Origin of the sequence: Aeromonas simiae (genome assembly GCF_000820125.1) — a bacterium.
Taxonomy (GTDB): domain Bacteria; phylum Pseudomonadota; class Gammaproteobacteria; order Enterobacterales; family Aeromonadaceae; genus Aeromonas; species Aeromonas simiae.
Map to the genome: position 1 here is coordinate 41472 of NZ_CDBY01000007.1, position 13729 is coordinate 55200.

Genomic DNA, 13729 nt, shown 5'->3' on the forward strand with positions numbered 1-13729 from the left:
TCACAGCTCCAGAAAGTTTTGCAAAAGGCGGGCCCCGACGGCGCCGGAGCGCTCCGGGTGAAATTGCGCGCCGAAGAAGTTATCGCGCCCGGCGATGGCGGTGAACGGCTGGCCGTAGTCGCAGGTGGCCAGGGTGGCCTCGGTCACCTCGAGGGCGTAGGAGTGCACGAAGTAGAAGTAGCTGCCGCTTGGGATCCCCTTGAGCAGCGGGTGGGTCTCGTCGTGCCACACCTGGTTCCAGCCCATGTGGGGCAGGCGCAGATCACCCACCTGCATCAGGCAGATCTTGCCCGGAATGATGCCGAGGCACTCGATGTCGGCATCGCTCCCCATGCGCTCCTCGGAGGATTCAGCCAGCATCTGCATGCCGAGGCAAAAGCCGAGCAGCGGCTGGGTGGCCGCACGAATAAGGGGCACCAGCCCCCGCTCGTTGAGATTGCGCATGGCCGCCACCGAGGTGCCGACACCCGGCAGTACCAGCTTGTCGGCGGCGGCGATGACGTCGGCATCGCGGCTCACCTGCGGGGTGACGCCGAGGCGCTCGAAGGCCATGCGCACCGAGGCGAGGTTGGCGCAGCCCGTGTCGATGATCACCAGCTTCATTTACAGCACCCCCTTGCTGGAGGGGAGGTCGTTGCCCTCGACCCGCACCGCCTGGCGCAGGGCGCGGCCGAAGCCCTTGAAGAGGGCCTCCACCTGATGGTGGGTGTTGCCGCTGCCCACCTTCATCTGCAAGGTGATGGCCATGGCATCGGCCAGGGAGCGGAAGAAGTGCGGCACCATCTCGGTGGCGAGATCGCCCACCTGATCGCGGCCAAAGCCGGCAGGGCAGTCAAAGACGAAGTAGGGGCGGCCGCTTAAGTCGAGCGCCGTGCTCACCTCTTGCTCGGTGAGGGGGCGGGCGTCGATGACCGCCTGCACCTCATCCATGGCGAGCACGAAGCCGAAACGGCCGATGCCGCGCTTGTTACCGAGCGCCGCCTTGAGGGCCTGACCCAGGGCGATGCCGGTGTCCTCGACCGTGTGGTGATCGTCGATGTGCAGATCCCCCTCGACCGCCACCTCCATGTGAATGCCGGCGTGGGTGGCAATCTGATCGAGCATGTGGTCAAAGAACCCCAGGCCGGTGCTGATGCGGTTGCCGCCGGACTGGTCGAGATCCACCGCGATGCGGATGCGGGTCTCCTTGGTGTGGCGCTCCACCTCGGCCTGACGGCCACGGCCGAGCAGCCGATCGCGGATGGCGAGCCAGTTGCACTCGCTCGGGTGGTAGCGAATGCCGGCGATCCCCATGTTCTCGGCCAGCTGGAGGTCAGTTTCGCGATCGCCGATGACAAACGAGTTGCTGCGATCGAGGCGGCCCGAGGCGAGGTACTCCTTGACCAGCCCGAGGTGGGGCTTGCGGCAGCTGCACCCGTCGGTGGGGAAGTGGGGGCAGATCAGCACCTGCTCCCAGGTGACGCCCTGGGATTCAAACAGGTGCATCATCAGATCGTGGGGCGGCTGGAAGTGCTCCAGGGGCAGGCTGTCGGTGCCCAGCCCGTCCTGGTTGGTGACCATCACCAGGGTGTAGCCGGCGGCTTGCAGCTCGCGCAGCACCGGGATCACCATGGGCTCGAAGCGCAGCTTGTCGAGGCGGTCGACCTGCTTGTCGCTGACCGGCTCCTCGATCAGGGTGCCGTCGCGGTCGATGAAGAGAATGGGTGTGCTCATGGGGTCTCCTTACCGGATGTCACGCAAAACGTTGAGGACTGCATCCATCTCGTCCTGATAGCCGATGGTGATGCGAATGGCATCGGCCAGACCCGGCTTGCTGGAAAAATCGCGCAGTATGATGCCGGCCTGCTTCATGGCGGCGAAGACTCGCTCACCATCACTAAAGCGCACCAGAACGAAGTTGCCCTTGTCCTCGAAGATCTCGGTGACACAGGGCAGGGCCTGCAACTCGGCCTTGATGCGCACCTTTTGGGCGTTGAGCTCACCGACCCGCTCCTGCATCAGGGACAGGCCGCTTGGCGAGAGGGCCTCGGCGGCGATCTGGGCCACCGGATCCGGAATGGGATAGGGGGCGATCACCTTGGCCAGCATGCCGATGACCTCCTGCGAGGCCAGGGTGAAGCCGCAGCGGATCCCGGCCAGGGCGAACGCCTTGGAGAGGGTGCGGGTCACCACCAGGTTGGGGTAGCGCGCGATGAGATCGACCACGCTCGCCTCGGGGCAGAACTCGATGTAGGCCTCGTCCACCACGATGAGGGCGCGGTCGGTGGCGGCCTCGAGCAGATTGATGAGGCCGTCGCGGCCCACCAGATCCCCGGTCGGGTTGTTGGGGGAGCAGAGAAACACCACCTTCACGTCGGAAAGGCGGCTCTTAATTTCGCTCCAGTCCGGCTGGCGGGAGGGCTTGAGCGGCACCTCGACGATGCCGACCCCGCAGGTCTCGGCGCTGATGGCGTACATGCCGTAGGTGGGGGGGCAGATCAGAACCTGATCCTGCCCGGCCTCGCAGAAGGTGCGGATCACCAGCTCAATGGCCTCATCGGCGCCGCGGCTGGCCAGCACCTGCTCCGGCTGCACCCCGGCATAACCGGCATAGGCGGCAATCACCTGGGGGGGCTGGCACTCGGGATAGCGGTTGAGGCGGGCCGGATCGATGGTGAAGGGGTAGGCGATGGGGGCCTCGTTGGCATTGAGCCAGACGTTGCCTTTGCCACCGATGCGGCGCGCCGACTGATAGGGGGTGAGGGCGCGCACTGCGCGCCGTGCCAAATCCTTGATACTCATGCGGTTGTCCTTATCACTTCAGTGCGGCGAGGCGCAGGGTTACGGCATTTTTGTGGGCGCCGAGCCCTTCGGCCTCGGCAATGCGCTCGACCACAGGGCCCAGGCCCTTGAGCCCTTCGGCGCTTAGTTCTTGCACCGTGTAGCGGCGCTGATAGTCGGCGAGCCCCAGGCTCGAGCAGGTGCGCGCATAGCCATAGGTGGGCAAGGTGTGGTTGGTGCCGCTGGCGTAATCGCCGACCGACTCCGGCGTCCAGGGGCCGAGGAAGATGGAGCCGGCGTTCTCGAGCTTGTCGAGCAGGGCGCGCGGCGCACGGGTCTGCACGATGAGGTGCTCGGGGGCGTAGGCGTTGGAGATGGCGCATGCCTCGTCCAGATCGCGGCACAGCAACACCAGGCTGCCGCCGAGTGCCGCAGTGGCGATGTCACGGCGATCCAGCGCCGCCAGTTGGCGGGCCAGCTCGTCCTGCACGCCGTCGGCCAGGGCAGGCGAGTCGGTCACCAGCACCACCTGGCTGTCGGCGCCGTGCTCGGCCTGGGAGAGCAGGTCGGCGGCGACGAAGGCGGGGTTGGCCGTCTCGTCGGCGATCACCAGCACCTCGGAGGGGCCGGCCGGCATGTCGATGGCAGCGCCGCGCACATCCTGGCTGACCTGGCGCTTGGCCTCGGTCACGTAGCTGTTGCCGGGGCCGAAGATCTTGTCGACCTTGGGAATGCTCTCGCTGCCATAGGCCATGGCGGCGATGGCCTGGGCGCCGCCGATGGCGAACACCTTCTCAACGCCACAGGCGCGGGCGGCAAACAGGATCTCGTCGCTGGCCGGGGAGGGAGTGCACAGCACCACTTCGCGGCAGCCGGCGATGGCGGCCGGGATGGCCAGCATCATGACGGTGGAGGGGAGCGGTGCGCTGCCCCCCGGCACGTAGAGACCGACCCTGGCAATCGGCTGGGTGCGCAGCTCGCACACCACGCCGGGCTGAGTTTCGAGGCGCAGCGCCGGCTGGGCCTGGGCGGCGTGGAAGGCGCGGATATTGCCGATGGCCTGGCGGATGGCCGCTTTGATGTCGTCACCGAGGCGAGCCTCGGCGGCGTCGAACTCGGCAGCGCTTACGCGCAAGGTGTCGCGCGGGGCGCGCTCGAAGCGGGCAGAGAGCTCGCGCAGGGCGGCGTCCCCCCGGCTGCGCACCTCGCCGATGATGCCGCGCACCGTGCTCTCGAGGGAGTCGGCATTGGCCAGCGCCGGGCGGGCCAGCAGGTCGCGTTGCTGCTCGGGAGCGAGCGTATTCCAGATGAGGGTCTGCATGGCCTTACTCCATCATCTTCTCGATGGGCAGCACCAGGATGGAGCTGGCACCGAGGGCCTTAAGGCGCTCCATGGTCTCCCAGAACAGGGTTTCGCTGGAGACCACGTGCAGGGCCACCTGGTTGGTGTCACCGGCCAGCTGCATGATGGTGGGACGCTCGGCGCCCGGCAGCAGGGAGGTGATGGCTTCGAGCCGCTCTTTCGGGGCGTGCAGCATGATGTATTTGCTCTCGCGCGCTTGCAGCATCCCTTGGATGCGCGGCATCAACTTGTCGATGAGCTGCTGCTTGCTGCTTTCAAGCGGCTGCGCCGCCTGGATCAGGGCCGCCTTGGAGCGGTAGATGACCTCGACCTCTTTGAGGCCGTTGGCCTCCAGCGTGGCGCCGGTCGACACCAGATCGCAGATGGCGTCGGCCAGTCCGGCGCGCGGGGCCACTTCCACCGAGCCACCCAGCATCACGCTCTTGAAGGGCAGGCCGCGCTCATCGAAGAAGCGTTGCAGCAGGCCGGGGTAGGAGGTGGCGATGCGCTTGCCGGCCAGGCACTCGGCGCCGGTGTAGTTCATTTCACGCGGCACGGCGAGCGACAGTCGGCAGCTACCGAAGTCGAGCTGCTTCAATACCTTTACCTCGGCCGCCTGACCGAGGGCCTGGCGGCGCAGCTGCTCCTCTTCCAGTACGTTCTCACCGATGATGCCAAGATCGACCACGCCATCCATCACCAGACCCGGGATGTCGTCATCGCGGACTCGCAGAATATCGATAGGCATATTTTCAACGTGGGCAATCAGGCGCTGCTCGAGCAGGTTGATCTTGAGACCACAGCTTTTGAGCAGGGCCTGGGAGTCCTGGCTGAGGCGCCCGGACTTTTGCATTGCGATACGCAGACGTTGAGTTTCCATTGCTTCTTTTTCCTTCGTATTTAAAAACAAAAACCCTCGAAAGCGGTGCTTCCGAGGGTTTGCAGATGCGGGGGTCTGCGTGGAAGTCACCTTTATTGGTCTTCCAGCAGCCAACCTCCTGAAAGACTATTCGGGATGATGGTGACGGTGGTGAGCTTTCAGCAGGTTGAACATGATGTAAATCTCTCTTTACTAATAGGGTTGCCGTTCTTTACGAACCGATGGCGTGGTTTTTAACTTACCTGTCTGGTTAAAAATTGCAACCCCGGCGAGAGAAAAGGGTGAAAAAATAAAGCAATCGTTTTTCCGGCCGATAGCCAGTTAAAGGTCAACCCGCTTTATCGGCGTTGGGCACGGACGCAGGAGAACCGCCATGGCCAATCAGGATCTGATCTATTCCATATTGCCTCGTCCGCCCGCCGTACCAGGCAGCAGTGGGGTGGCCGGTGAGATCCGCCAGGTGCGCCAAGTCACCGGGCTCGACAAGAAATCGCGTATCGAGGCGAGCCGCGAGGATCCCGATCGGCGTCAGCAGCAGACGCCTCCCCATACGGCGACGGTCGCGCCTGCTGCGCCGGTTGAGACGGGAGGGGAGGTGCCGCCGGATCCGCCACATCAGATCGATCTCTTCGTCTGAGCGGTGCTTTTGGTATAATCGGCCTTTTCGCCGGAACGCCTGCCTTGACCACTGTCTCGACCCTGTTTGCCCCCGAAGGCCCCCTCTCGCGCCATATCGATGGCTTTGTCGCCCGCGCCCCCCAGCTGGAGATGGCCAGTGCGGTGGAGCGCGTCATCGACAGCCACGGCCGCCTGCTGGTGGAGGCGGGCACAGGTACCGGCAAGACCTATGCCTATCTGGTGCCGGCGCTGCACTCGGGTAAGCGCATCGTCATCAGCACCGGCTCCAAAAACCTGCAAGAGCAGCTCTATCACAGGGACTTGCCGACCATCATGGGGGCCCTCGACTACGCCCGGCCGGTGGCCCTGCTCAAGGGGCGCAGCAACTACCTGTGCCTGGAGCGCCTCAACAACCTGATGAGCGAGTCGCACCTGCAAAAGGCCGAGGTGCTGGCCGATCTGGTCAAGGTGAAATCCTGGTCGGGGACCACCAATACCGGGGACGTGGGCGACATTTCGGGCTTGCAGGAGAACGCCGAAATCCTGCCCCACATCACCAGCACCAACGACAACTGCCTCGGGCGCGACTGCCCCTATTACGAGGATTGCCACCTGGTGATCGCCCGTCGCCGCGCCATGGAGGCGCAGGTGGTGGTGATCAACCATCACCTCTTCTTCGCCGATCTGGCGGTGAAAGACACGGGATTTGGCGAGCTGGTGCCGGAGGCTCAGGTCTACGTATTCGACGAGGCGCACCAGTTGCCCGAAATAGCCACCAGCTATTTTGGCAAGTCCCTCTCCAGCCGCAGCGTTCAGGAGTTGGCTCAGGATATCCAGCTGGCCTATCGCAGCGAGGCGCAGGACATGAACCAGCTCGGCAAGGCGGCGGATCGGTTGCAGATCGTCAGCCAGGATCTGCGCCTGGCGTTTGGTATGGAGAGCGGGCGCGGCAATACCCGTGACATGATGAAAAACAGCCACTGGGGACAGGCGCTGGCGCGTCTGACCGATGCGCTTTCGCTCTGTTATGACGTATTGAAGCTGGCGCTCGGGCGTGGCGAGCGGCTCGATCAGTGCTTTGAGCGGGTCAGCGAGGTGAAAAGCCGCCTCAGCGAGCTGCTCGCACTCAATGAAACCGGCTGCTCCTACTGGTTTGAATGCACGCGGCTCCACTTTTCGCTCAACCTGACGCCGCTCTCGGTGGCCGAGCGTTTCAACGCCGAGGTGCAGCGCCCCGAGGTGAGCTGGGTGTTTACCTCCGCCACCCTGACGGTGGACGGCCACTTTGCCCACTTTGCCGGCGAGATGGGGCTGGCCGGTAGCGCCGAGCTGACCTTGGACAGCCCCTTCGATTACAGCGAACAGGCGCGCCTGTGCGTGCCGCGTTTTCTGCCCGAGCCCAACGCTTTCGGCCGTGGTGAGCGGCTGGCCGCCATGATGATCCCGCTCATCAACCGTACCCCGGGCGGCTGTTTTTTCCTCTGCACCAGCCATCAGGCGATGCGCCAGGTGGCCGAGGTGCTGCGCCGTGAAATAGGGCGCACCGTGCTGATGCAGGGGGAGGAGAACAAGTCGCAGCTGCTCAAACGCTTTGTCGAGAATGGCCGCGCCGTGCTGGTGGCCACCGCCAGCTTCTGGGAGGGGATCGACGTGCGGGGGGCGGCACTTTCGTGTGTTATCATCGACAAACTGCCGTTTGCCTCCCCGGATGACCCCCTGCTCAAGGCGCGAGTCGAGGACTGTCGCCTGCGCGGCGGCGATCCCTTCTCCGACGTGCAGCTGCCCAAGGCGGTCATTGCCCTCAAGCAGGGGGTGGGCCGCCTCATCCGCGATCGGGGGGATCACGGGGTGCTGGTGATCTGCGATCCGCGCATGGTCAACCGCGCTTATGGCGCCACCTTTATCAAGAGCCTGCCCGCCATTCCCCGCACCCGGGATTTGGCGCGGCTGGGCGAGTTTTTCCGCGAGGGCGATGGGCCCTCGATCGCTAGCAATGTTTAAGGAAACTGTGTGTTGAAGATCCTGGCCGTCGATACTGCCACCGAAGCCTGCTCCGCCGCCCTGCTGGTGGGCGAGCAGGTGTTTGCCCGTTATGAAGAGGCGCCCCGCGACCACACCCGCAAGATCCTGCCCATGGTGCAGTCCCTGCTCGATGAGGCCGGGCTGGCCCTGAGCGATCTCGATGCCATCGCCTTTGGCCGTGGCCCCGGCTCGTTTACCGGTGTTCGCATCGGGATCGGGGTTGCCCAGGGGCTGGCGCTTGGCGCCGACAAACCGCTCATCGGTATCTCGACCCTGGCCGCCATGGCGCAGGGGGCTTATCGTCGTGACGGTGCCGAGCAGGTGTTGGCCGCCATCGACGCGCGCATGAATGAAGTCTATTTCGGTCGCTTCACCCTGAGCGAAGGATTGATGGTGCCGCAACAAGAGGAGTGCGTGATTGAGCCCACTCTGCTGGCCGAGCAGATCCACTTGGAGGGCCGCTGGCACACCATAGGCACCGGTTTTGTCACCTACGACGCGGTGTTGCAGCTGGCCGAACAGCAGGTGCCGGCCTCCGCCCCCTGCCTGCCGATGGCCGAAGACATGCTGCCGCTGGCGCGTGCCGCCTGGCTGGCTGGCGAGGCGGTAGCGGTCGAGGCGGCCAGCCCCGTATACTTGCGCGACAAGGTGACCTGGAAGAAGCTGCCGGGTCGCGAGTGATCCCGAGGGGGACTCCCCTCACTGCCGGAGGGGGAAATATGTCTCATCTGTCCATGAGGTTCACTGGCCGCACGCTGTGGCTGGGGCTCGCCGCCTGGCTGCTCTCGGCCTGCGGCACCGTGCCGCGCGAGCTGGCCTACGAGCCCGAGTCGGCCCTGGTGCCGTTCGCGCCGGGGCTGTCCCAACCTGGCGCCATGGCTCGCTGGAGCGGGGTCATCGCGATGGTGCATAACGAGCCGGCACGCAGCGTCATCGAGGTGGTGGTGCTGCCGCTCAAATCCAACGGTGTACCGCTGCAAACCGAGCAGAGTCCGGGCCGTTTTCTCGCCATCATGCCGGGGTTTGTCGATCCTGCCCTCTATGCCAAGGGGCGCTCGCTGAGTGTGCTGGGTCAGGTGGCGGCGCCGGTCGATGGCAAGATAGGGGAGCACCCCTATCGCTTTGCCGTGCTCGATAGCGCCAAGAGCAAGCTCTGGCCACCGGTCAAGGAGGTCGAGGTGCGCTATGTCGACCCCTTCTTCCACGATCCCTTCTATGACCCCTACTGGCCGCGCCGACCGCTGCGCCCGTTACCGCGATGACGACGTCAGGGGAGATCCGGCTCGATGATGGGCGCCGCGTCGCCTACCTGAGCTGGGGCAAGCCGGAAGCCCCCCTGGTGTTGGCGCTGCACGGCTGGCTCGACAACGCCGAGAGCTTTCGGCCGCTGGCGGCCCACCTCAACGGCGTGCACCTGGTGGCCCTCGATCTACCCGGTCACGGCCACTCGAGCCACAAGGCCACCCCCTATGTTTTTGTCGACTGGCTCGACGATCTCTACCGCATCACCCGCGCGGCGGGCTGGCAGCGCTTCATCCTGCTCGGTCATTCCCTCGGGGCGCTCATCGGCTCGGCCTATGCCGGGGTGTTTCCCGAGCAGGTCTCCCAGCTCATCATGCTGGAGGGGATGGGGCCGCTCAGCCAGCCCGATCATGAGGTGCCGGGGCAGATCCGGCGGGTGCTGGAGCGGCGCTCGCGCACCGCTTTGCGCCGCCATCCGGGCTTTGAGGAGGTGGCGCAGGCGGTGGCGGCCCGTTGTCAGGTCAGCGACATGCAGGTTGACGCGGCGCGTCTCATCGTGCAGCGCAATCTGGAGGAGCGGGAAGGGCGTTGGCACTGGCGCAGCGATCCGGCCCTGCGTGAACGCACGCCGCTGCGCATGAGCGAGGGACAGGCGCTGGCGCTGCTCTCGGCCATCACGGCGCCGGTACTGCTGCTGCGGGGCGAACATGGCTATCCGGAGCTGGCGCAGCAATGGGCGGCACGGGGTGGGGCGATCGCGGCACTGGAGTGCGCAATGGTGCCGGGCGGGCACCATTTCCACATGGAAGATCCTGCGCTGACGGCACTTCATATCGAAAAATTCTGCCGACTTCGCTAGAATGCGTGCTCTACATCACTATTCTATCAATTCAATCCAGTCTCACTCTGTTAATTTTCTGTTAACTAGCGTTGCCTTGTGTCACCATATCGCAACCTTAGAGCTCATGCTCGAAACAGCTGATTGAATAACCCGGTGATCCAGGGACGGAGGGAACACAGTGAGCGCACAGGTCCTTTATATGCAGGAGAATCACGTGGAAAAAGTCTGGCTCAAGCGTTATCCGGAGGGCGTTCCCGCCGAGATCGATCCAGACAAGTACGGCTCTCTGGTCGAGATGTTCGAAGAGTCGGTGGCCAAGTTCGCCGACCTGCCCGCCTTCGTCAATATGGGGCAGACCATCACCTATCGCCGCCTTGAAGAGCAGTCACGGGCCTTTGCCGCCTACCTGCAAAACGAGTTGAAGCTGGAAAAGGGCGACCGGGTCGCGGTCATGATGCCCAACCTGCTGCAATACCCCATCGCCGTGTTCGGCATCCTGCGCGCCGGTATGACAGTGGTCAACGTCAACCCCCTCTATACCCCGCGCGAGCTGGAGCACCAGCTCAAAGATGCGGGCGCCAAGGCGATCGTCATCGTCTCTAACTTTGCCCACACCCTCGAGAAGGTGGTCTACGACACCCCGGTCAAGCACGTGATCCTGACCCGCATGGGGGATAACCTGGGCCTGGCCAAGGGCACCTTAGTCAATTTCGTGGTGAAGTACGTCAAGAAGCTGGTGCCGAAATACAATCTGCCGGGGGCCAGCTCCATGCGTCATGCGCTCGCCAAGGGGCGCTATCTGCAATACATCAAGCCGACCATTAAGAGTGGCGACATCGCCTTCCTGCAATACACAGGGGGAACCACGGGGCTCTCCAAGGGCGCCATGCTGACCCACCGCAACATGCTTGCCAACGTCGAGCAGTGCCTCGGGATTTACGGCCCGCGCCTGCAGGAGGGCAAGGAGTTTGTGGTGACCGCACTGCCGCTCTACCACGTCTTCGCCCTGACGGTGAACTGCCTGCTGTTCATGCGCATCGGCGGCTATAACCTGCTCATCAGCAATCCGCGCGACATCCCGGGCTTTGTCAAAGAGATCAAGAAGTATCCCTTCACCTGTATCACAGGGGTGAACACCCTGTTCAACGCCCTGATCAACAATCCCGACTTTGCGGCCATCAACTTCGATCGCCTGAAGCTGACCATAGGCGGCGGCATGGCGGTGCAGCGCGCGGTGGCCGAGAAGTGGCAACAGATGACCAAGGTGCCCCTGCTCGAGGGCTATGGCCTGACCGAGTGCTCGCCGCTGGTGAGTGTCTGCCCCTACGATCTGGTGCAGTACAACGGCTCCATCGGCCTGCCGGTCTGCTCGACCGAGATCCGTCTGGTCGATGACGAGGGCAATGTGGTGCGCGAACTCGGCCAGCCGGGCGAGATGCAGGTGCGCGGCCCGCAGGTGATGGCCGGTTACTGGCAGCGTCCTGAGGCGACCGCCGAGGTGATCCAGGATGGTTGGCTCTGCACTGGCGATATCGCCACCTGTGATGAGCAGGGCTTTTTCAAGATCGTCGATCGCAAGAAGGACATGATCCTGGTCTCCGGTTTCAACGTCTATCCGAACGAAATTGAAGACGTGGTCGCCATGCATCCGAAGGTGATGGAAGTCGCCGCCGTCGGTGTGCCGCACAAGGTCTCCGGCGAGGTGGTGAAGCTGTTTGTGGTGCGCAAGGATCCCTTGCTCAGCGAAGAGGACATCATCGCCCATTGCCGCAAACATCTGACTGCCTATAAGGTGCCGAAACTGGTAGAATTCCGCGACGAACTACCCAAGACCAATGTGGGCAAGATCCTGCGCCGCGAACTGCGCGATGAGGAGCTTGCCAAAGCGCAATAAGGTCCCTGCCTTCCCGTGCGCCGTGGTTCCCACCACGGCGCTTTCGTTTCTGGGGCCGGCCACCACAAGGCAACACCATGCATTACCAATTGATTTCCAATCAGGCCGATCTTGCGGCCTACCTCTCCACCCTGGCCGAGGGTCCGCTCGCCGTTGACACCGAGTTCGTGCGTACCCGCACCTATTATCCCCAGCTCGGCCTGTTTCAGATCTACGACGGTCACCAATTGGCGCTGATCGACCCGCTGGCCGTCGACATGACGCCGCTGTGGCAAGTGCTGGGAGCGAAGGGGCGCCTCAGCGTGCTGCATGCTTCCGGTGAAGATCTTGAACTCATTCAGCACGAGGCCGGCCATCTGCCGGCGTTGATGCACGATACCCAGCTGGCCGCCGCCTTTCTCGGTTACGGGGTTTCGGTAGGTTTTGGCGCCCTGGTGAAGGATTTTCTCGGGGTGGAGCTGGTCAAGGATCAGGCGCGCACCGACTGGTTGGCTCGCCCTTTGAGCGCCCGCCAGCTCGATTACGCGGCGGCCGATGTCTTCTATCTGGTGCCCCTCTACCAGCAGGTGATGGCGCGCCTGGTCGAGAGTGGCAAACTGGCCTGGTTTGAGGAGGAGTGCCGCAGCCACTGCGCTCGCAAGGTCGCCATCAGCGATCCCTATCAGGCCTATCTTGATTTTGGCAACGCCTGGCAGCTGGGACGGCGTGAACTCGCCATCTTGCGCGAGCTGGCGGCCTGGCGCCAGCAGGAGGCGGTGCGCCGCGATCTGGCGGTCAACTTCGTGGTCAAGGAGCTGCACCTTTACAAGGTGGCCGAGCGTCGTCCGAGTTCGCTGCGCGATCTCAACGAGCTGGGACTGCTGCCCATCGAGATCAAGATCCACGGCAAGCGTCTGCTCGATATCGTGGCCAAGGCCGAGGCCAGCGATCCGGATTCATGGCCCGAGCGCATCCGCCGTCTGGTGGAGTTTCCCCAGTACAAGGGCGAGCTCAAGCGGATCAAGGCGCTGGTGGAGGAGCAATCCAAGGCGTGTGGCGTGCCGCCCGAGCTGATCGCCAGCAAGAAGACCATCCACCAGTACTTCACCTGGAGCTGGCGTCTGAGCGACGAAGAGCGCGCAGCCGTCGAGCCGCCTGCACTGCTTACCGGGTGGCGTGGTGAACTGGTGGGGCGTCTGTTGTAACGCTGTCGCTGAGGGTGGGGAAAGAGAAAAGGCCCCGCCCGATGCATCCTATCGGGGGGCAGGGGGGTCAGAGTTCGCGGGTGTGATCACCCTTGCGATAACGGGCTTCGCAGCGTGGGCAGCGCTGCATGGCGGGATCGTTGTCCAGCTCAATCGGGTTCAGGGGCTCCTCGCAGTCGGAGCAGAGGCCGTAGAGGCCGAGATCCATCTGACAGAGGGCCGCATCCAAGTGCAGCAGCCGAGCGATCGGCGCCTCTACCCCTGGGCCAAGTACGGTTCTGGCCATAGCCACCAGCGACTCCACCTCACACTGAGCCGGACTGACGCCGATATCATCCAGACGGGCAGCCTCCAGCTCGGCTATCAGTTGCTGACGGATCTGTGTCCAGTCGGCTTCGAGTCGGCGTCGCCAGCCAGACAGCTGCTGCTCGCTCAATTCACACACAATGCCTCCAATAGCTTGCCAAAGAGTGGACTCAGTATAGGGAGGCAGCCTGCCGGGCAAGATGACATGCGTCAAGTTCGCCGTGCATTGGTCTCACTTTTGCTTTTCACCGTGGCGGGCTTGCCGCCCAGCAGATAGATCACCCCCATCACCAAACTGGCCACCCCGAGCAGGGTGCTGGCCGGTGGCCACGCCTCGCGCAAGAGAAACGCATAGAGCAGTCCCGCCAGGGTCTCGAACACGATAAGCGGCCCCACTAGCACGGTGGGCAGCCGTTGGCTCGCCTCGTTCCAGCACAGGGTGCCGAGCCAGGAGCACAACAGCCCTAGCGCCCCCATCAGCAGCATGAAACGCAGCGGCGTCGGCCCCAGCGGCAGGGGGAAGGCCGGCGCCGTCAACGCCAGATGGCCGAGGCTGCCCAGGTAAGCGAGCAGCGCCACCGGCAGGGTCACCAGTCCCTGGGCGGTGGCCCAGATGGCGGGGCTGCGCCCTGGGTGGGAG

General features: G+C 64.0%; 13 protein-coding genes, 1 pseudogene and 1 other annotated feature. Of the genes and pseudogenes, 7 read left to right on the plus strand and 7 right to left on the minus strand.

Annotated features, from left to right (window positions below):
• From hisH to hisG, 5 genes are read right to left on the minus strand one after another with little or no spacing between them, the layout of a single operon-like run.
• The gene (gene hisH / locus BN1134_RS00840; protein WP_042044669.1) at positions 1-603 is read right to left on the minus strand and encodes an imidazole glycerol phosphate synthase subunit HisH; all 603 of its coding nucleotides are present in this window, start codon (positions 601-603) and stop codon (positions 1-3) included.
• Positions 604-1713 carry a bifunctional histidinol-phosphatase/imidazoleglycerol-phosphate dehydratase HisB gene (hisB, locus tag BN1134_RS00845; RefSeq protein WP_042044670.1) on the minus strand — a complete coding sequence of 370 codons (1110 nt, stop codon included), beginning with the start codon at positions 1711-1713 and terminating at the stop codon, positions 604-606.
• A gap of 9 nt (positions 1714-1722) precedes the next feature.
• The gene (gene hisC / locus BN1134_RS00850) at positions 1723-2781 is read right to left on the minus strand and encodes a histidinol-phosphate transaminase (RefSeq protein WP_042044671.1); all 1059 of its coding nucleotides are present in this window, start codon (positions 2779-2781) and stop codon (positions 1723-1725) included.
• Between the two features lie 13 nt (positions 2782-2794).
• Positions 2795-4081: a histidinol dehydrogenase gene (hisD, locus tag BN1134_RS00855; protein WP_042044673.1), complete on the minus strand. Its 1287-nt coding sequence runs from the start codon at positions 4079-4081 to the stop codon at positions 2795-2797.
• Between the two features lie 4 nt (positions 4082-4085).
• Positions 4086-4982, minus strand: coding sequence for an ATP phosphoribosyltransferase (gene hisG, locus BN1134_RS00860; RefSeq protein ID WP_042044675.1), 897 nt, complete (start codon positions 4980-4982; stop codon positions 4086-4088).
• 24 nt (positions 4983-5006) lie between these two features.
• Positions 5007-5133, minus strand: a sequence feature (His leader region).
• Between the two features lie 222 nt (positions 5134-5355).
• On the opposite strand from hisG, the gene BN1134_RS00865 reads away from it, so the two are divergent.
• The 7 genes from BN1134_RS00865 to rnd all read left to right on the plus strand — a co-directional run bounded on the left by BN1134_RS00865 (position 5356) and on the right by rnd (position 12783).
• Positions 5356-5619 carry a hypothetical protein gene (locus BN1134_RS00865; RefSeq protein ID WP_042044678.1) on the plus strand — a complete coding sequence of 88 codons (264 nt, stop codon included), beginning with the start codon at positions 5356-5358 and terminating at the stop codon, positions 5617-5619.
• A gap of 131 nt (positions 5620-5750) precedes the next feature.
• The gene (locus BN1134_RS00870; RefSeq protein WP_232300577.1) at positions 5751-7601 is read left to right on the plus strand and encodes a DNA repair helicase YoaA; all 1851 of its coding nucleotides are present in this window, start codon (positions 5751-5753) and stop codon (positions 7599-7601) included.
• Between the two features lie 12 nt (positions 7602-7613).
• On the plus strand, positions 7614-8303 hold the full coding sequence (gene tsaB / locus BN1134_RS00875) for a tRNA (adenosine(37)-N6)-threonylcarbamoyltransferase complex dimerization subunit type 1 TsaB (protein ID WP_084214657.1): 690 nt from the start codon (positions 7614-7616) through the stop codon (positions 8301-8303).
• Between the two features lie 38 nt (positions 8304-8341).
• Positions 8342-8884: a Slp family lipoprotein gene (locus BN1134_RS00880; protein WP_232300575.1), complete on the plus strand. Its 543-nt coding sequence runs from the start codon at positions 8342-8344 to the stop codon at positions 8882-8884.
• Positions 8881-9723 (plus strand): alpha/beta fold hydrolase, encoded by an 843-nt coding sequence (locus BN1134_RS00885; protein WP_042044682.1) that lies wholly within the window; start codon positions 8881-8883, stop codon positions 9721-9723. Before BN1134_RS00880 ends, BN1134_RS00885 begins: the two co-directional genes overlap by 4 nt.
• 196 nt (positions 9724-9919) lie before the next feature.
• On the plus strand, positions 9920-11599 hold the full coding sequence (gene fadD, locus BN1134_RS00890; protein WP_156991615.1) for a long-chain-fatty-acid--CoA ligase FadD: 1680 nt from the start codon (positions 9920-9922) through the stop codon (positions 11597-11599).
• A 77-nt stretch (positions 11600-11676) separates the two neighbouring features.
• Positions 11677-12783: a ribonuclease D gene (gene rnd, locus BN1134_RS00895; RefSeq protein ID WP_042044684.1), complete on the plus strand. Its 1107-nt coding sequence runs from the start codon at positions 11677-11679 to the stop codon at positions 12781-12783.
• A 67-nt stretch (positions 12784-12850) separates the two neighbouring features.
• On the opposite strand, the gene BN1134_RS00900 is transcribed toward rnd, so the two are convergent.
• Positions 12851-13219: a hypothetical protein gene (locus tag BN1134_RS00900; protein WP_042044847.1), complete on the minus strand. Its 369-nt coding sequence runs from the start codon at positions 13217-13219 to the stop codon at positions 12851-12853.
• Between the two features lie 80 nt (positions 13220-13299).
• A pseudogene (locus BN1134_RS00905) lies at positions 13300-13729 on the minus strand (EamA/RhaT family transporter); the annotation flags it as partial.

Bases quoted from the DNA above. Each gene is read 5' to 3' on its own strand.
- hisH (WP_042044669.1), bottom strand. From the start codon at position 603: ATGAAGCTGGTGATCATCGACACGGGCTGCGCCAACCTCGCCTCGGTG.
- hisB (WP_042044670.1), bottom strand. From the start codon at position 1,713: ATGAGCACACCCATTCTCTTCATCGACCGCGACGGCACCCTGATCGAG.
- hisC (WP_042044671.1), bottom strand. From the start codon at position 2,781: ATGAGTATCAAGGATTTGGCACGGCGCGCAGTGCGCGCCCTCACCCCC.
- hisD (WP_042044673.1), bottom strand. From the start codon at position 4,081: ATGCAGACCCTCATCTGGAATACGCTCGCTCCCGAGCAGCAACGCGAC.
- hisG (WP_042044675.1), bottom strand. From the start codon at position 4,982: ATGGAAACTCAACGTCTGCGTATCGCAATGCAAAAGTCCGGGCGCCTC.
- BN1134_RS00865 (WP_042044678.1), top strand. From the start codon at position 5,356: ATGGCCAATCAGGATCTGATCTATTCCATATTGCCTCGTCCGCCCGCC.
- BN1134_RS00870 (WP_232300577.1), top strand. From the start codon at position 5,751: ATGGCCAGTGCGGTGGAGCGCGTCATCGACAGCCACGGCCGCCTGCTG.
- BN1134_RS00880 (WP_232300575.1), top strand. From the start codon at position 8,342: ATGTCTCATCTGTCCATGAGGTTCACTGGCCGCACGCTGTGGCTGGGG.
- BN1134_RS00885 (WP_042044682.1), top strand. From the start codon at position 8,881: ATGACGACGTCAGGGGAGATCCGGCTCGATGATGGGCGCCGCGTCGCC.
- rnd (WP_042044684.1), top strand. From the start codon at position 11,677: ATGCATTACCAATTGATTTCCAATCAGGCCGATCTTGCGGCCTACCTC.